Source organism: Arcticibacter svalbardensis MN12-7 (assembly GCF_000403135.1).
Lineage (GTDB): Bacteria > Bacteroidota > Bacteroidia > Sphingobacteriales > Sphingobacteriaceae > Arcticibacter > Arcticibacter svalbardensis.
Map to the genome: position 1 here is coordinate 19,477 of NZ_AQPN01000020.1, position 18,191 is coordinate 37,667.

13 protein-coding genes are annotated in these 18,191 nt (G+C 39.6%); 6 read left to right on the top strand and 7 right to left on the bottom strand.

From position 1 onward, the window contains the following. Positions 1–22: 22 nt before the first annotated feature. Positions 23–874, bottom strand: coding sequence for an RteC domain-containing protein (locus ADIARSV_RS02395; RefSeq protein ID WP_016193756.1), 852 nt, complete (start codon positions 872–874; stop codon positions 23–25). 588 nt (positions 875–1,462) lie between these two features. Here ADIARSV_RS02395 and ADIARSV_RS02400 point away from each other — a divergent pair. From ADIARSV_RS02400 to ADIARSV_RS02410, 3 genes are all read left to right on the top strand, one after another. Then, on the top strand, positions 1,463–2,047 hold the full coding sequence (locus ADIARSV_RS02400) for a Crp/Fnr family transcriptional regulator (protein WP_016193758.1): 585 nt from the start codon (positions 1,463–1,465) through the stop codon (positions 2,045–2,047). 187 nt (positions 2,048–2,234) lie between these two features. Further along, complete coding sequence (locus ADIARSV_RS02405) at positions 2,235–2,711, top strand: MauE/DoxX family redox-associated membrane protein (protein WP_235048347.1); 477 nt, start codon at positions 2,235–2,237, stop codon at positions 2,709–2,711. Positions 2,712–2,787: 76 nt separating this feature from the next. Next, positions 2,788–3,102, top strand: a complete 315-nt coding sequence (locus ADIARSV_RS02410) for a hypothetical protein (RefSeq protein ID WP_152439741.1) — start codon at positions 2,788–2,790, stop codon at positions 3,100–3,102. 63 nt (positions 3,103–3,165) lie between these two features. On the opposite strand, the gene ADIARSV_RS20345 is transcribed toward ADIARSV_RS02410, so the two are convergent. The 4 genes from ADIARSV_RS20345 to ADIARSV_RS22315 all read right to left on the bottom strand — a co-directional run bounded on the left by ADIARSV_RS20345 (position 3,166) and on the right by ADIARSV_RS22315 (position 9,770). Then, complete coding sequence (locus ADIARSV_RS20345) at positions 3,166–4,644, bottom strand: TlpA family protein disulfide reductase (protein WP_016193761.1); 1,479 nt, start codon at positions 4,642–4,644, stop codon at positions 3,166–3,168. Then, on the bottom strand, positions 4,644–6,017 hold the full coding sequence (locus ADIARSV_RS02420; RefSeq protein WP_016193762.1) for a RagB/SusD family nutrient uptake outer membrane protein: 1,374 nt from the start codon (positions 6,015–6,017) through the stop codon (positions 4,644–4,646). The genes ADIARSV_RS20345 and ADIARSV_RS02420 overlap by 1 nt, the downstream gene beginning before the upstream one ends. A 16-nt stretch (positions 6,018–6,033) precedes the next feature. Then, positions 6,034–9,315 (bottom strand): SusC/RagA family TonB-linked outer membrane protein, encoded by a 3,282-nt coding sequence (locus tag ADIARSV_RS02425; RefSeq protein WP_152439742.1) that lies wholly within the window; start codon positions 9,313–9,315, stop codon positions 6,034–6,036. Positions 9,316–9,392: 77 nt separating this feature from the next. Then, entirely contained in the window at positions 9,393–9,770 is a 378-nt protein-coding gene (locus ADIARSV_RS22315; RefSeq protein ID WP_152439743.1) for a hypothetical protein, read from the bottom strand. Between the two features lie 379 nt (positions 9,771–10,149). On the opposite strand from ADIARSV_RS22315, the gene ADIARSV_RS02435 reads away from it, so the two are divergent. Further along, complete coding sequence (locus ADIARSV_RS02435) at positions 10,150–10,797, top strand: helix-turn-helix domain-containing protein (RefSeq protein WP_016193765.1); 648 nt, start codon at positions 10,150–10,152, stop codon at positions 10,795–10,797. Positions 10,798–11,079: 282 nt separating this feature from the next. Here the strand turns inward: ADIARSV_RS02435 and ADIARSV_RS02440 are convergent, their stop codons facing one another. Together ADIARSV_RS02440 and ADIARSV_RS02445 are read right to left on the bottom strand one after the other, a co-directional pair. Continuing rightward, positions 11,080–12,264 carry a hypothetical protein gene (locus tag ADIARSV_RS02440; RefSeq protein WP_016193766.1) on the bottom strand — a complete coding sequence of 395 codons (1,185 nt, stop codon included), beginning with the start codon at positions 12,262–12,264 and terminating at the stop codon, positions 11,080–11,082. 118 nt (positions 12,265–12,382) lie between these two features. Continuing rightward, complete coding sequence (locus ADIARSV_RS02445) at positions 12,383–13,774, bottom strand: S41 family peptidase (RefSeq protein WP_052016929.1); 1,392 nt, start codon at positions 13,772–13,774, stop codon at positions 12,383–12,385. 279 nt (positions 13,775–14,053) lie between these two features. On the opposite strand from ADIARSV_RS02445, the gene ADIARSV_RS02450 reads away from it, so the two are divergent. Both ADIARSV_RS02450 and ADIARSV_RS02455 read left to right on the top strand, forming a co-directional pair. After that, a complete protein-coding gene (locus ADIARSV_RS02450; protein WP_152439744.1) occupies positions 14,054–15,040 on the top strand; it encodes a FecR family protein in 987 nt (328 codons plus the stop codon). Between the two features lie 73 nt (positions 15,041–15,113). Beyond that, on the top strand, positions 15,114–18,164 hold the full coding sequence (locus ADIARSV_RS02455; RefSeq protein ID WP_040298834.1) for a TonB-dependent receptor domain-containing protein: 3,051 nt from the start codon (positions 15,114–15,116) through the stop codon (positions 18,162–18,164). The last annotated feature ends 27 nt before the right edge of the window (positions 18,165–18,191 follow it).

The following is an 18,191-nucleotide window of genomic DNA, read 5'->3' on the forward strand; positions in this document are numbered from 1 at the left end:
TAGACTTTCTCACGAAAAGGAATTATTTAGCATCCAGTTCATCCAGCTTTTCCCTAACGTTTTCCATCATCTCTTTCAGAAGTCTTATGCTGCCGCTTTTTCGGTAACGTATGCTCTGCGAGAACAGCAGCGAATAATTACCCAATTTCACATCAAAGAGTTTTTCGAAGGTATCGGCAATTTCCTTGATATCGACTTTGCCGTAATTGAAGACTCCTGTTAGTTGCAGCCCATAGATCAGCTCCACCAGGTCTATCGCCTTGGCCGTCCAGCGAAGTGTCCTTTTACTCTTTGATGAAACCAGCAAGTCATTTGGCTGATTTTCAAGCAGCCGAATTGATTTTTCCAGGTACCCGGTCAGCATGCCGTTGGCCAGAATGCGTGAAACCGTATAATCCGCTTCTGTTGAAAGGCGTTCATCACGGTCTATCTTAGAGGTGCTGAAAGAATGTGGTAGATCAAAGCTTCCACGAACAAAAAGTTTTTCGTCCAGAAAAGAAAAGTTACCCCTGTAGTAATGATATAATGCACTATGGCAGTCATAGAAACGTTTGATAGAAGCCAGTTCTTTTTCATAATGAATGCGTATATCATGAGTGCTTCCCTGAGGTTTCTTTAATTCAATCAGGTCTATATAAGAATAGTAAAGTAACAGACTGACAAACCGGGGCTTGATCTCCTTGAAAAAATAGATTTCTTCCTGCTGGTCATCAAAACGATAGTCGATCAGCTTATTAGTGAGTTCGGTCAGGGATTCCCTTATCATGGTAACACATTCCCTCCTTTTTACAGGATCATATTGAAGCCCTGCATCATCTGCTAATTCGATCCTGCGCACCAGGTTTTTGTAAAGTTGTTCAGCGTAAGTTTTCATAGATGTAAATCTTTAATTTGTGAACATTGCTCCCTGCTTTCTTGTCAAGCCGGAAATAAGCCAATGAAAAACAAATTCAGTATCAGATCTTCGGCTAACTTTAATTCGGGTACACCTATGCTTATGCAGTGTAAACGAAATAGCATCATTTCTACCGCCAAATAGACAAATTGCAATTATGCCCATTGTATAACACTGATAATGAATCCGTAACAGGAATCTAAACTCTAAATAAAAACGAGAAATTAAAAGTGTCCAAGGTTGCTTTTCGGGATCAGTAGCCTATCATTAAATACATCCAGTTTGCATATTTCAGCCGTTTCAGGGTGTCTTTTATACAGTAAAATTAAATGTTACTGAGTAAAAATTCCACTGAAACGAAACACGAACAAGTCTATAATGGACATCATTTACCTGCTCATTTTATCTATTATCGATTTATTTTGCCTCCTCTAAGGACACCTAAAATAATGGACGAATACCTTTCCTGACCGTGAATTGGAGACAATATCTTACCTCATTTTGCAACCTTGGACACTTTTTAGAATCGCATATTGTCACTTCTTTTGCCGGAATAAATGATATGCGATGAAATTTTCCAATTTTCTAAAAAAGCTGAGTCGCTTCGGAACCCTAAGTGCTGAGCTAAGTGACATTCTGATTTCCGAATTGAGCGAATACCAGTTTGAGCGGGGAGATCTTTTAGTGAATCCCAGGGAAGTAAAAAAACATGAAATCTATTATATTGAAAAGGGAATGGTCAGAGGTTGTGACAACTATCGGGGAAAACGCATTTCCATTTGGATTGCAGGCAGGGACAGCCTCCTGACGGTGCAAAACTTAAAAGGAAGAAGCATTTTTATTGAGCAGATGCATTTTCTACTGGACACCACCCTGTATGTACTAGACCTGGAAAAAGTCTTAAAACACATTTCAGAATACCCCGAAATGACATCTTTACTGGCCAATATTTTGTATCAAAGCATACTAGAAGGAAAACAAAGAGAACATCTGTTGCGGCTCTATCCTGAGGACAAAGTACATTATATGGAAAAGAACGATGCCCTGGCGATCAACTCCACCAACCTTGAAGCCATCGCTTCTTATCTTAATCTTTCCAGAAGGCATTTCATCCGCATCAGAAGTAAGATTCCCAGACGAAAAGATTTCTAAGGCAACCATATACAGCAATTTCATCGTGCCATTTGTCACCCTGCAATGTGCCAACAAACAGCGAAATAAACGCCATTTGCCAGCTTAATTTTTGCAGGCCTCCCCTATCTTTATAACAAGGATATCAAACGGTAGATTAACGAAATAAGAGATTTCTAATCGCTGGCAGATTACAAATCATGAAAAGATGAATACTATAAGTATGCAAAAACGTCAATGGATATTAGAGATATGTGCTTTTCTTTTAGCTCTGCTGTTTGTCTACACCGGGATGAGTAAAGCGGTTAACCTGGAAAAATTTCATAACGAAATTAACAATCAACCTTTTAACAATGTATGGACTCCGTATCTGACCTTGGGAATACCTGCCTCAGAACTTCTGCTAACTGTGCTGGTTTTATGGCCAAAGACAAGGCTTATTGGTTTTTATGGTTCTTTTCTACTGATGGCAACTTTTACGATCTATGTTGCCTTAGTAACATTCAATTTTTACGAGCGTATTCCTTGCGGCTGCGCAACAGCATTTGAAAAACTGAGCTGGCCTCAGCATTTGATACTGAATTCTTTTTTTATGCTAATAGCCTTAACCGGAATATACATGGAAAGAAAACAAAGAAAAAATATTCATTTATTCGATGCAAAATCTGATGCCAAAGGCTTATAAAATATTCTATGCGCAACGAATCAGGGGAAACCGAAAACCTGAAAGAGAGTAGGTGATTTATCTAAAAATTAAAGTTATGAACAGAGATCACAGTAAGCTCTTAAAAAGAGTACGAATTTCTTTATTTGCATTAACAGCAATGTTAGGCGTAAGCACAGCAATGGCTATGAAGATGGAGCATAAACGGGCAATCCAGAGCTACAGGTTTATATCTGAGGAACCGAATCGTTATGTTGTTCAGCAAGCAGCATTAGCTGCTGATTCATACGATTGTAATACCAATCCTTCCAGTATTTGTACTATTGAATCAAGCACTGCTCCTGTGTTAATGGGCGGACAATACAAACTTGAAAAAACTTCTTCAAGTTTAACACCGGGCGTCTTTGAATAGCGTCAATCACCAATGTTAAGAGACTGCATCCATGAACAGATGCAGTCTCTTATTTTATATAATCTACATGGCAACGGCCGATTCAATGACATTCTTTAATCTTTCTATTCCACCTGTCCGAAGATCAGAATACCGGTTAGAGAATATCTTTCCATTTTTATCGATTAACAATGTCCAGGGACAGCTGCTTACCTTGTAATGAGCAATAACAGGATCCTTTGTACCTCTCCCTCCTGTATAGAGATTAATAGCATGGTCAGAGGTATACATTTTACTGTCAAGGCTTTTTAACCAGACAGCTTTGCTGCGATCAATAGAAACCGATATAAAGACCACATCCCTTCTATCTTTAAAGTGTTCTTCAACTGAGGATAGCATATTCGTAAAATATTTCTTACATGCCCCGCAACCTGAAAACCAGAAATCCATCATCACTACCTTTCCTTTAAAATCGCTTAACTTCACTGTCTTCCCTTCCATATCCTGAAGAGAAAAGTTATATGCAACGCTTCCCTTTGATAAAGCCCCGTATAACTCCTGTACTTCCCGGGCAAGATAAGGGGTTTGCACCCTCATTATTGCATCTTCCATTATTTCCGGACTCACTGATGAAGCATTGCGGAGAAGATAAAGTGTAATTAGTTTGTCACGTGCATTTCCGTCAGTATAGTCCGTCAGAATCTGCGAATAGATTTCAGATTTATCTTCCTTATTCAATACATTAAGTGACATATAACGCTCTATCAGAAACAGCGGGTAATACTTCGATATTGCAATAATTTCAGGACGAATGGAGTCTCTGGAGGCAGGTATTGCCGTTTCCTGAAAATCCTTTTCAATTATGCCTGTCCTGAGTTTCAATATTTCAATCTGCCCGATCAGGTCTGCCTTCAGCAATTCAGATGCATTAAAAGTCAACATGATTTTTAAGCTGCTTATGAGATCTAGTCCCAGCACTTTTTTCTGATCGGTTGTTAGTCTTTCATTCTGCACGATCCTGTCGAGCTCCTCACGAAACGCGAATTTAGCTGAGCCCCTACCTTCAAAGATATGTGTATACTGTTTGATGTATTTAGTTCCGAATACTTCCATTTCCGGCAAACGTCCCAGCGTATTACTATTGACCATATGATCGGAGGGGATATATGTGGTATCTTTTAGAATATGAACGGTTACACTGTCACCGGGTTCTATTAGGTATAAGGTAAGCATGTCCAGGTAACGGGTACCAGCCCCTATGCCTTCTTTCTTGCATAAAGAAAAATAGGCTGGTTTGTTGAAGGGATCAATCAAAAAATCAAATTCCCCATTTTTAAGGGTAGCGAACTGCTCCTCATGTTGTTTATTCGCATCCGTTATGTTACTCAGCACATTTGAATAAATCAGCACCCTTAGCGTATCTGAAGGCTTAGCATCGGGCATCACTACCCTGAGGTATGCAGGTCTCAACTTCGCTTCTAGAGACCGGGCAGTTATTACAAAAGGAAACAATAGCAGAAAAACTGCTAAAGGAAGCGTATATAAATAGTTCTTTTTTTTCATTAACGTAAATTTTGTTCCATTGTATTATATCGTAATTCATCATCCGGAATCGGAAATACATACCTCAGGTCTTCCGGCGGCAGTATATATTCTACGCCGTTCACGGTATGACTGATCGACTTTGCAAACCTGGGGTCACTATTCAACCGCCTGAGATCTTCCCACCTTAATTGCCCGGTATAAGGAAGTTCTTTTCGACGCTCAGTCAATACAATCTTCAAAGCCTCCTCAGCATCAGTAGTAGAATAGGGCTGAAAGAGCTCTGGCTTAAATCTGTTTTTAAGTAGCTTGTTTAAAATATCAAGTCCTTCGGCGATATGGTTAAGCCGGATATTGGCCTCGGCATTAATTAAATAAACCTCATTGGAGGCTAAACCCGCAAACTGCCGGGTACTGCCGGTCAGCGATCCTTTGAATGTCACTCTCCCTGTGCCATAATCCCTGTAGAAAATCCCTTTCCTGAGATCACCGGGAAGATACTGCTGATACAAATTGGGATTCACAGTATTGCGCGAATCACTCCTGAGGATTCCATATCCAAGGCTCTCGGCATAAAACAGCATGCCTGGGGGATTGGCAGCAACCGTTGCAAATTGCCTAGAAACAGATTCTGTCAGCGAATTAAAATCAACAAGGGTATTAAAGGATTGCAATACTTTAGATGAATATATAAGGGCCTGTTCATAGTTCCCCATTGCCAGATGAACCCTGGCGAGCAGCGCCTGCGCAGCCACACCTGATGGGTGCGTCAAGTGTGAAGGCAATAATGGCAACAAATTTTCAGCTGTGGAAAGATCCTGAATAATCTGCTCATAAACCGTCTTCACCTGCGATCGGGATATGTTGACATTTACATCCGAACTTAACAATATAGGAATTCCGGGGTCACTTGCGGCGGTTGAAGGAAGATAAGGCTTACTAAAAGTTTGAACCAATCCGTAAAACGCAAATGAACGAAAAAACAAGGCACTGCCTTTGATTTCGTTAAGACGGACAAGATCACCGGGCTCAACAGTAATTTTATCTAGTCCGTCCAGTACTATATTGGCATAACTTATTTTTTGATAGGAATTCAACCATTCGGCGTTAGAAGACCCTTCAAACACGTCCTTCTTCCAGATGTAGGCATTACGTTCAGTAACCGTACCTAAAAGCCAATTTGCATCCGTAACCTGAAAGTTATCTGCACCAATCAATCCTATAGAAGGGTAATCCAGATACATGAGTGGGTTGTCCAGCAAAGACTGGAAGTCCGCTAATTTAGTTGGTACCAAATCGTTTTTATTTTGTTTGGCATCTAACCAGTCATCTGTTTTGTCACAGCTGCATATCGTTAAAACAAGAAGCAGTGCAATATGTATTTTCGTTTTCATTTTCAAAAATTAAGGGTTAGAAATTTGCTTTGATTCCTATAGAAACCGTACGGGGGGCAGTATAATCGGACGATGGAAAATCCGGATCAATCCCAACACGGTTGGCCTTCCAAAGGACGCCCAGATTATTAGCATAGAGGTACAGAGAAAGACTTGAAAATGGCAATTGCTTCCATTGATAGCGATTCAGTGAGTAAGAAAACTGAACATCCTGAAGGCGGATGTGATCTCCTTTTTCAATAGTAGTTTCCGAAAACCTGTAGAAGTCACTCCTGTTGGCATTGGAAGGATAAATAAGGGAAGGAACATCTGTTAATAATTCATCACCGGGCTTCTGCCACCGTCGGTCATAATCTGCCCTGGGCATGGAAATGACGTCCGCATAATTTAAGGTAGTGCTCTGCCGTCTAAGGAAATAATCAAACTTGAATAAAATGTTAGCGGAAAGGGTAAACCCTTTAAGTGAAAAAGAGTTCATCATAGAACCGTAAACGGAAGGTTTAGCTGATCCACTGTAAACCAGGCTATCAACAGGCGTATCATTTATAATAGACTGCCAATTTGTGCTGACCGACCCATTTATTTCGCCCAAGGGATCTCCGTTTGCAGGATCAAGGCCCTTCCACTTGTAACTGTATAGACCGTATAAAGATTTCCCAACAACAGGAATCAGATAGGAGGCTGTAAGAACTGAATTCTTATAAGACAGATCATAACTGATTACGTTATCCCTGGAGTAACTCAGCAGCAAGGTGGTACTCCATTTAAAGCCTCCATCCAGGTTGCGGCTGTTCAAAGTGAGATCCAGACCATCTGTACGCGTACTGGCGTTATTCCCCCTGAAAGAAGCAAAACCCAAAGAAGGGGCTAGTGGAAAATCGCTGATCAGATCAAGTCCCTCTTTCCTGTAAATTTCCAGTGTACCGGAAATGCGGTTATGAGCCGTTGCAAAATCAACACCCAAATTGATGTTCTTCACCTTTTCCCACCTCAGGTTAGGATTTGGTGGCCTGGTGACAATGGAATAAGGAAGGCCTAATACATTTGTGCTAAAATATCGGGCGGTCAGGTAAGCCGAAGCATTATACACATTCCCATTGAAACCATATGTAGCCCTGAATTTCAGATATGGAATCAAATCAAACCGGTAAAATTTCTCACTACTCAGATTCCAACCAAGCCCGGCAGACCAAAGTGGCGTGATCTTATCATTGGTCCGTACACCAAAAATATTGGCCCCATCCCGGCGGGCACTCAATGTCGCCGTATACCGGTTATCATAGGTATAAGCGCCGTTTGCATAGTAAGAAATATACCGGTTAAGCGTGCCCGGAACAAGGCTGTTTAGTGCAGGAAGTGTCCCCGAACCAGAAGGGTTTGTTGGATAAGAATTCGCATAATCCAGATTGGTTATCGAAGTTCCGTATTCATCGTCATAACCATAGTAAACCCGGTCTTCTCCAGTCATTTTATTCTCCCTTAACTCAAAGCCGGCTAATCCTGTCAACACATGTTTCAGCCTTAAAATACTGTTATAGTTCAATTGGGCTCTAAGATTATTCGATGCCATCTCATTACGACCGAGGTTTAAAATAGCCCCAACTGGAAAATTATAAGTTATGTTCCCTGAAATATCGTCGATCCCGGCGAACTTATTTATATAATTGCGAACCTCAAACGACTGGGGATCCTGGTAATTTCTTGAACTGTTTACCTGCCGCTCATTCTGATAAAGCAGCTCCATATTCAAGCCTCCTCCTAAAATATATTTAAGACCTGTTCTGAGCAGAATATCTCGGGCTCCGGAGGTATTGTCCGCAAGGCGCAGCTCCTCTAATGGACGATATTCCCAATCCATCAAACCCTTAGCAGCCATGTCTTCTACATAGCTTTTTCTATAAAGCTTCACAGTAGAAAGGGGGGTTCCCTGTTCATCTGCCAAAGATGCATACGGATACAGGGTATTGTAATTACCACCAACTGTATTATAGCCCATAGAGACGTTATTGTTGATCTTTGAATCTGATTGGGTGTACAAAACGCCAGCAGTGATTTCTAATCTTTTTGACAGGGAATAGGTATTCAACGAATTAATGGTAAGCCTGTCACCCTCATTGCGAACCAGGTTACTTCGGTTCTTGTCATAACCGGCAGACAACGTGTAGGATAAATCCTTGCTTCCTCCTCGCAGGGAAAGTGAATACTGCTGAGCAATACTGGTTTGATACATATACCGGGTATAATCCTTTCTAAGATCCTGCTGGCGCAAAACATTCAGTTTAGACTCCCTGTCCGCTGCAGACAGCCGAGTGTCTGAGAGAATCTCCACAACAGGAGAGACGGGCGGAAAGTAAGATGTATCACTTAGATCATAACTAAAATATCCTTTATCATAGAGTATTGTTTCGCCATCGATATAATCGGATGAGCCCAGAAAAAACCTGCTGTAAAATAAATCAGGAACCTCTCCTATTGTCACATTTGAATTGAAGCTGACATCCATGGGACGGTTTACCCCCCCCTTTTTTGATGTAATTACCACTACCCCATTAGCAGATCGCGCTCCCCAGATGGATGCCGCCGCTGCGTCCTTCAAAATAGTTACACTTTCAATATCATTGGGGTTAATATTATTGATATCTCCATCGTAAGGAAAATTGTCCAGCACAATTAAAGGGTCTGCCGCGCCTTTTGATTCACTATTAGTCAATAATGTACTTCTTCCCCGGACATTGAAAGTCTCATTACCAGGGCTTTTATCTGTATTAAACAGCACTCCACTGGCAACTCCGTCCAGCCTATCTAGAACAGATGAGGAAACTCTTCGGTTAAACAGCGTATTATTAATCTGTACAAAGCTCCCTGTAGCACGTTCCCTTGGCAAGGTCTGGTACCCGGTAGAGATGGTCACTTCCTTCAGCGTTTCCGTATCTTCTTCCAATAGAATGGCAAAAGGTCCCGAATTAGAAGAACTGTAATCCAGCTTAACGGGCTTAAAACCGACATAAGAAATCACAATGGCGCCTTTAACTTGTTTGGAATTGACCATGAACCATCCCTCCTTGTCAGCGTACACGACATTGTTACCACCTTCAAGTTTCACTGTAGCTCCAGACAGTGGCTTGCCATCAGAGGATGAGGCTACAGTTCCCGTAATGGGATAACCTGTGGTTGGCTGAGCCAGTAAAACAGAATGGTAAAGTGCAAGTATTATTATGGCAACCCACAAAAGAATTTTTAAATTATGTTGCTTAAATTCAGGGCATAAGTATTCCCTTAAGCTGATTTTCACTTTCATGCTTTGATATATTATAAGGTCATTAGGTACTTAATGAATAAGAAGATGACTATCTGTTTGATTTAGGTTCAGAAAAGCTAAACAGGATTTTTAGGCTTTTTAGCAAAAAGAATTTTAGATTCGCTGCTGGTGTTAAAATAACAAGAATGCGGCATGTCAGCCCATACCCGAAGCTGCAATCCTAACTTAGGAAAACACCTGCCAGTAAAAAGAGAATAAAGGAAAGGTAGCAAATAGGCTATCATGTAAGGAGCTAGCTCGTCTTGAGCTTGATCACGATTAGAAATACCCTCTTTACCTAGATTCTTTTTTGCCCTGCAAGATCTACCACGACACATCCATTTACAAAAAAAAGAAAACATGAAAAGGAAAAGACTAAATACAGCAAAACCATTCCTTCTCTTTCTTGAGAAAGTAACCCAATTGTAATTAGAGATTTTGTTTTGTCTTTTCATCCTCGTATAGATTTATACGAGTCTCAGCTATATTTAGGGCACGTTACTATAGCAGGCCCCAAGATACCGCTATGTTAGGCTTCTGACGGCCGTTGGAACGATATACAATAGGGCCCACAATGCTATAGAACGTACAAAAGTACGCATTATATCATCATGGGCATTAATCCTATTGTCTCGTCCAATGTAATTGTCAGAATTTAACATACGAGACTCTTTAATTAACGCCAATATTCTATAAAAATAGAATAAGTAATTATTTGCAAATTTTTGACACTGTTTTCATCTACAACTATCTTATTTGCTTCATAATATACTCAAATATAATTATTAAAAATCAAAATATCAACAAATTATTTATCCTATTTTAATAGGATGCATGAAAATTCGTTTTTCATCAAATTTATTCATGGTATTTCAAGCAAAAGATAAAAAAAATAAAGACCTAAACAATGATAATGAATACTTTTTGGAGCAGATAGGCAGGTATCTGCGAACGTTAAGACTAAATGCTGGTTTTTCAAGCATTGAGTCTTTTGCTAATACAATTGAAATGTCTTCAACTCAATATGGAGAGTATGAAAAAGGCAAAAATTTGACGCTATTGACATTTAAACGACTACTTCTTGAATTTAATATTAAAGTTGAAGACTGGTTGAACACAGAGTTATTTACTTCAGATAACAACATTTCTACGCTTATGGAAAGAATGCAACAAACACGAATAGAACAAGTAATAGAACAAGTAAAGTTTACCGAAAACATTACCACTTCTCACAAGTTAACACCTAAAGAAATCCAACGATATATTGATATCCTGATCTACTGCCATCAAGCAAGGAGCCGAAATGAAATTATTGAAAAGCTGTTAAAAATGGATGACTCCACCAATACCTTTAAACGAGTGGCTGGCAAACTCCTTGATTATGGCTGGATTGAACCGACCGATAAAAAAAGCCGAAATAGTCCTGTGCAAAGATACGTCACTACAGAAATTGGAAAAAAGGTGTTAAGAATAAATTCATAATTTAAACATTAATACCATTAAGATGAGATTGAGGATATTACTCTCTGAAACAAGTTAAACAGCAAAAGCAAACTGTGACATGCATCAATTTTAAATTAATGATCATAAAAAGATTGTATACAACAGATAATACAAATTATCAATAATTGACATATCATAAAAATCAGAGATCGGAATGGAACTTAGTTCACCAAAGTTCATTCAGTAATAAAGCATACAATGACGTTATAGATAAAGTTGTTCATTCAAAAGCCTGCTTTTGGCACCCAATTAAGTCTCAAATCAATCCCGAAAATTATATTTTTCATGGATGAGACTGATCAACATTAAAAGAAAATCCTTTACCTTGTGGACCACTTCTTTCGAGGGCGTATATTGTTTGTTTTTTATGCTGTGCCCTGACAAATTATCCTTTCTTAATGTACCTATATGATTAGATATAAATTCATGCAGGTCAGCTTTCCGTTTTGTGATAATAAAACCTGATTCCACCAGCAGTCGGGTGAAAAACATCAGTTGTGCTGTTGTAAATTTTACATGAAAGTAAAAGGGATATGCATTTCGTCCTTTATTGTGATAAGGTCCTTCGTGCAAAGTTTCCGTCTTTTGTAAATACTCCATTTCTTCTTCAATGTATGTACAGACCATTTGTTTCAAAGAGGGAAGATCAGGATTAAATGCCAATTCAGGTAGTTCCACAAATTGCTTGACGTCCCTTAATATTAGGAGCAGCTCACGCCTTTGTTCTACGAATGTATCGTGGCGCTGAATCATTACATCAAGCCAGTTCCTTGAATAATCATAAAACTGAATAGCATTAAAATTCATGAAATATACCTGCCTGACCAACTTCAGGAAGACAGATTCACTGGACTTTAAGCCTTGAATTACTAGCAGCGAGTTTAGGAAATTTTCAAGATAATCAAAATCACGCCAACTACTGAGAATGTACTCCGGATCGCCTTCAATAGAGAAAAGATAATGGGTAATGATGTCAATCAGATCATCGTCAATTTGCCCTGCCTTTAGAAATTTCAATATAATTTCTCTTTTTTCAGCAATGTCCGTTTGCATATGATGCTTTAATCCTGCAGGTGCCTGAAGTTGAGTATTAAAACTTTCCGAAAAATTTGCTTTCAAGAACAGAAGCAGGGAAATAATTTCATGAGTAAGCTTTTTAAACACTTCTTTTGATACACTTTGGCTATCGAGGATCCATTCAGCCGCATTAAATCCATACAGGTGATCAGCTAGTTGAGTCAGTTCAATCTGAATGCTTTTTATGAATGCATTTGCGGCTGCCTGGTCGTAATCAAAATAGATCTGGCTAAGCTTGGATTTAAGCACCTGGCATTCTGAAATAAAAGCGATTGTTATGCTACCCTGCTTTCCTGCAGGCAGCTCAAGCAATGCCTGTTCGGTAATCAAATGAATAAATTGATGTAGATTATTTATTGTTTGTTTCATAAAAAGATGTCTAACTGAATAATGGAACAGATGACTTCCACATCTGATCAATCCTTAAATGATCACCCGCAATAAGGCTCAAACAGCCCTTATGCGCTTATCATGTTTTAAAAAATTCTTAATGAACTATCGGCAAGAGTTTGCTTACCTCCATATCTTTTGCTCCAATACTTCGCTGTTCAGCCGAGCTAAAACCGGGTATTGTTCTCATGACCTGTTGGCTTCTGTTCGCTGACTGAGCAACAAAAGAATTCCCTATCAGCATTAATGCTTTACTAATCAAAGGGTCCTTGGAATCCCCTAAAGGCGTTAGAGGGAGATTAGCTAGTTCTTCTACCATGTTATCCGGTATAATGCCACCGGAATAATCTCCTTTTCCTTTTGCATTATAGAGCTTAAAGATAAGCGGATGTAACACATTGCTAAATATTGCGGGAATCCGCTGATCCGTTATTGCAAAACTGGCCATATCCTTTCCAATTGTTGTCTCCCCTATTTGCGTAACAGAAATATAAGGCTTTAAGACATTGATCAGTAATTCGGATGCAGAAGCCGTGGCTGCAGTTGTAAGGAAAATCACCCGTTCCAATTTTAGCCTTCTGCTTGATATAACATCAAAAGACTGTGGTAGGTATATATTTTCATTAATCACATTAAGAAAACTCTTTACCAATCTTCCTCCATTGGCATTGGCCTGATATATAGCAAAAACCTGTTCTGCTGATACCGGTGCCAACAAAGCGGCAATTTTTGCCGCAGAGGAAACATCCCCGCCCGGATTATAGCGCAGATCAATAATCAATTCCGAAACCCCTTCTTCTTTAAGCTTGGCCAGCGAATCTAAAACGGCATAATCCTGTCCTCCGTCAAATTTATTGTAAAAGATGTAGCCTACTTTTTTTGAGCCATTGTTGAATACACGGGTCATATAAACCGGCATTTCATTGAACCTTGAAAAAGCGATAGTAACCACAGCTCCTTCTTTGAAAAGACTATTTTCAAGCTTGACAGTCTGAAGCTGCACTCCCTTACCCTGTTTAAGGACAAGTTTTACCGAACTTTCCGTAGAAGCATTGATTTGTATTCCGTTTACAGTTGTGAAAACATCTCCCCTCTTAAGTCCCTGTTTATCCGAAGGGCCACCAGGAGCCACAAGTGTGACTACACCAACCCAACCCCTGACATCCGTCAGTAATAATGCGTACTCGAAGCCATACCATGCGAAGGAAGAATATTCTGATTTCACTTCATTCGGATTTTCCATATAGGAAAAGCGGTCCGATGCATACAAAAGTGATTTAAAAAAAGTATTCCCGTTAACATTGACATCCGGACTGGTTGGTATCTGATTTGCATAGTAATAATACACCTTCATACTATCCAGTATCCACTGCTGTTCTTCGGTAAGTATTCCTGAGTTTTCGGATTCTTTCTTACACGCACTGAATGTAAATAGTATACCTGTTAATGTATATGCGAAATATAATTTAATTCTCCAGCTCGGCTTCATCCTGTTTTGTCCCTCCTATTATAAATCCTTAAACAGGCAGGATTCCCTATTGACCCTTATATTTTTATGATTTAAGTACTGGCAGGGGCATTTTAGGTATAAAAAACAAACTTTTAATGGCCCAATTTTTCTTGAAACTTTATTAACCGGTTTTGCTAAAGCTTTTGAGGTTATCAGTAAAAAAATAAAATTCATATTGCAATAGGGAGTTTGACGTGAATATTGATTAACCCTATACAGGAGCATATTAAACAAGAGGTCAAAAAGCGATTTCAGAAAATGAATAAGGATCTGTTAAAAAAGTATTTTGAAGGAAAAGCCAGTTTAACTGAAAAGCAGCAGGTATACCAGTATTTTAAGGGAGAGGATATGACCCTTTTTGATGAATATATCAATGACCAGGAATCTGATCCTTCTATTTTTCCTATAGATCCCGAATATAAAGAGGAATTTTATCAAAAGATTCGAAGGCTTATCCCGAAAAAAGCGCCTTCCAAACAAGTCATCACGAGAATAACCCCAATTTTAAAACTGGCGGCAAGTGTTTTACTAATTTCCGGTATCGGAAGTCTAATCTGGCTTGGCGCTAGGGCCCCAAACAATGCGCAAAAGCAATTTTTGCTTAAAGCTTTTTACAACAACAGCAGCGTAATGAGAAAAATGACATTAAGTGACGGGACTTTTGTATGGCTAAATCCCGGAACGACAATAACGTATAATAAAACGAATTATGCTGATACATCAAGAGAAGTTCAACTTTCCGGGGAAGCTTTTTTTGATGTTGCTCATGACAGCGCCAAGCCCTTTAGAGTTCATACTGGCAATCTTACGACGACTGTTCGGGGAACCGCATTTAATGTAGAGGCTTATCAAAGGGAAAATACCATGCGAATTATCCTGGTCCGCGGGAATGTAGAAATACAGGCCGGAAACACAAATAGCAAACTTACTGCTGGCCAGATGTTACTTTTTGATCAAAGCAAAAAGCATTCTTTTATCAGTCCCATAGATGTAACAAAAAAAGAAGCCCTGTTTACCACTGGCAAAATTACATTCGTAGACGTTCCGCTAAAGGATGTGATGGACAGGATGGAGATTGCTTTTAACATTAAAATTATTTGTTCGAGCAAACGCATGCTGATGGATAAAACCATAACGGGATCCTATGAGCGGAAGAATGCAGAAGAAACGTTAAAAAGAATTCTATTTATCCATGGTTTAAAATATCACAAAAAAGGCAATAATACTTACCTGGTTTATGATTAAACCGAGTTTCAGCTCCACTGAAATGCCACTTCAGTAGCTCATGCGAACATACAGTTTAACCCTATCATTATCTATGCTCCTTATTAAAAAAAAGTATACTTATTTACTTTCTATACGACTCCATCTTCCCCTAATTTCCGCCGGATTACTACTCTCTCCTTATTTTTTAAGCGCGCAAATAGTGCAGCAGCAATCGGAAAAATTCAGTATCAACTTAAAAAACACCTCTCTTTTTACTGTTCTTGAAACCCTCCAGAAACGTACTGATTACCGCTTTTTTTATGATAGAAAAGCAGCGAAAAAGTTTAGGATAGAGCAACTAAAATTAGCCAATATTACATTAAATGAGATATTGGACTATCTTAAAGATAATTACCCTATTGCTTTCCAGCTTCAGCAGCATGAGGTAACGGTACAAATAGAACACCCTGAAATTGCATCCATTAAACAAGAACTACTGGGTAAAACTAAAGAAAAAGTGAAGGATCTTAATTCAGGAAACCGTTCTTCAACCTTAGATGAAGTATCCATTCATTCAACTGTTTTAAATGGTTCAATTGAGGGATTCTATAAAAATCAGAAATTACGAACAGCCATGAGCAATGGAATATCCGCAGCCCAAACTCAGGGATCTCCATATCATGATGCGGCGCTTTTATTAAAGAGAATAAGTGGATTGCAGCTCCTTAATAACAAATTTGCAATCATCAGGGGCCTGGGTGATCGCTATAATAACTTTGAGTTAAATGGGGCAACTTTGCCCAGCAGTGAGCCTAATCAAAGAAATTTTTCCTTTGACCTGATTCCAAGTTTTCTGATCGATTATATTATCGTCATCAAAACAGGGCAAGCTGATCAAACAAGCGAATTTACTGGGGGTCTGGTACAAATTATGACTAAGGATATACCAGGTGAGAATTTCACTAGCCTTGGCATAGAAACGGGTATGAACAGCCGTACGACAGGTAAGTCCTTTATCAGTCTGGGTAGAAGCGCTAAGAATTATTTAGGTTTCGGAGACACCCGGGTTGAAAAACCGTATGGGATGAGCTTCAGTGAATACGATATACTCCAGCCTCAATTAGATAATCCCCAAAACATAAAGCAGCGACAACAAGCAGCCTCATTTCTTTCTACAATCCCCAATAATTGGATGATGCACCGTTACATTGCTGAACCTATAAGAAACTACCAGCTCCAGTTTGGCAGGACTATTCCTTTGGGAACAAAGCGGATGGGCCTGATCGCTTCTGTCAACTACCGGAATGAGCAGGACGCAGATCAGCACGACCAGTATTATCCCACCATTCAGGATTACAAAGGAACAGATTATTCTTTCACCAGTACCTGGGGCTCTTCATTGAACCTGGCTTATGTAGCTAGCCAGAACAAAGTAAGTTTTAAAAACACCTATAAGAGGTCATTTAATGACCTCCTTTATGGCTTTAATGGAAGAGATATACTGAATAATGCTGAAGTTAATAATTACACCAATACAGTTATCATTAGTCAATTGTATCAGTCCACTCTTTCGGGAGAACACACCTTTGGCCTGAATGGATTAGAATTCAAGTGGCAGGGCAGCCTTTCCCATCTCGATCGCGAGCAACCCTTTAAGATAATGGACCGAAGAAAGACAGGAAACCCTAATCAGCCGGAGGAATATTATGATTATTACTTTAATGACCGTCAGGCCAGTCTTGGTTCGCTATATTATTCTGATCTGAAAGAAAGGTTATATAGCTGGTCGGCCAGTCTGCAAGTCCCGTTGCGGCTTTTTAATATGCAACAGAAAATTAAGGCAGGTTACCTGGGTACCTACCGTAAGGCTGTATTTGATGCCAATCTTTATAGAATCAAAACCTTGCCACAAGCCTCAGGCAATTTGGTTAATTTTTCGGGATTTGCCTATAATGAGGTATATAATCAGACAAATTTTGCTAATAGTATGCTTTACCTGTACCCCATTTCCGGCAGCGGAAAAGATGTGTCAGGTAATCTGTCCGGATTAGGATATAGCGGATTTCAACAGCTGAACACCTGGTATGGCATGATTGATTTACAGTTTCCAAATGGGTTTCGCTTAAACTCCGGGATGAGGTCAGAATTAAACAACCAGCAGGTCTCCAGCTACAATCCTGCCATGAAAACAGATGCCATGACCCGGCTTAATAAATGGGATTGGCTACCTTCCATGAACCTAGTATACGCCTTGAATAGTAAGGTGAATATTCGTGGTGCATGGTATAAAACGGTTGCAAGGCCAGACCTAAGAGAACTATCTTACTTTGATTATTTTGATCCGCTGCTGATGAGAAGTATTTCAGGAAGTCATCTTAAAGGGACAGCCGTGTACAACTACGATCTCCGATATGAATACTATCCTGGTGCTGGTGAAATACTATCTGCCTCCTTATTCTATAAGAAATTCCAAAATCCAATTGAACTTCAGCTGCTGGCTTCGACAGGAAAACCTGCTTACCGGTATCTGAATCTTAAAGAGGCGGAAGATGTCGGCCTGGAAATAGAATTCAGAAAATCGGCGACCTTTGTTGCCTCAAATTATATTTTTTTTAAACAACTGTACTTTTCAGGTAGCCTCACCTGGCTAAAAGGCAGAGTCCAGTTAGACCAGTCAATGGATTCAACAGGGACAAATCATAAAAGAGACCGGCCTTTATATGGCCAGTCGCCTTACATCATCAACTCAGGCCTGGAGTATACAGGAAAGAAATTCGGGCTCAATCTTTTTTATAATCGTTACGGGAAACGGATTATATACGCCGCTTCCAGTATGTCTGAGAATGAATACGAAAGTCCAAGAGATATGGCGGATCTTCAATTCAGTTGCAAATTATTTAAACAAAAACGAGCCGAATTGAAAGTAAATGTCATCAATCTACTTAATCAAACCCTGTTTACCTACAAAAACCAGTATGGCCCGGCCCAATCAGCTTATACAGAGAGATCACCCTCTATCCAGGATGCTCCGGGAGTGAGCTATCAGTTAACAGAGGGACAGGCGGATCCTAAAGGAAGTAACTATAACAGTGCCTATGATGTGGTTACCGGGAGAAAAAGATCAGGCACTACCTGTAGTATTCATTTAAGTTACCGGCTTTAATAAAAACAGGCATCTACTTGCAGCAAA

Coding starts and splice junctions, on each gene's coding strand:
- ADIARSV_RS02440 (WP_016193766.1), bottom strand. CDS start 12,264: ATGAAACAAACAATAAATAATCTACATCAATTTATTCATTTGATTACC.
- ADIARSV_RS02410 (WP_152439741.1), top strand. CDS start 2,788: ATGAACAGAGATCACAGTAAGCTCTTAAAAAGAGTACGAATTTCTTTA.
- ADIARSV_RS02450 (WP_152439744.1), top strand. CDS start 14,054: ATGAATAAGGATCTGTTAAAAAAGTATTTTGAAGGAAAAGCCAGTTTA.
- ADIARSV_RS02400 (WP_016193758.1), top strand. CDS start 1,463: ATGAAATTTTCCAATTTTCTAAAAAAGCTGAGTCGCTTCGGAACCCTA.
- ADIARSV_RS02405 (WP_235048347.1), top strand. CDS start 2,235: ATGAATACTATAAGTATGCAAAAACGTCAATGGATATTAGAGATATGT.
- ADIARSV_RS02435 (WP_016193765.1), top strand. CDS start 10,150: ATGAAAATTCGTTTTTCATCAAATTTATTCATGGTATTTCAAGCAAAA.
- ADIARSV_RS20345 (WP_016193761.1), bottom strand. CDS start 4,644: ATGAAAAAAAAGAACTATTTATATACGCTTCCTTTAGCAGTTTTTCTG.
- ADIARSV_RS02455 (WP_040298834.1), top strand. CDS start 15,114: ATGCTCCTTATTAAAAAAAAGTATACTTATTTACTTTCTATACGACTC.
- ADIARSV_RS02395 (WP_016193756.1), bottom strand. CDS start 874: ATGAAAACTTACGCTGAACAACTTTACAAAAACCTGGTGCGCAGGATC.
- ADIARSV_RS02420 (WP_016193762.1), bottom strand. CDS start 6,017: ATGAAAACGAAAATACATATTGCACTGCTTCTTGTTTTAACGATATGC.
- ADIARSV_RS22315 (WP_152439743.1), bottom strand. CDS start 9,770: ATGAAAAGACAAAACAAAATCTCTAATTACAATTGGGTTACTTTCTCA.
- ADIARSV_RS02445 (WP_052016929.1), bottom strand. CDS start 13,774: ATGAAGCCGAGCTGGAGAATTAAATTATATTTCGCATATACATTAACA.
- ADIARSV_RS02425 (WP_152439742.1), bottom strand. CDS start 9,315: ATGAAAGTGAAAATCAGCTTAAGGGAATACTTATGCCCTGAATTTAAG.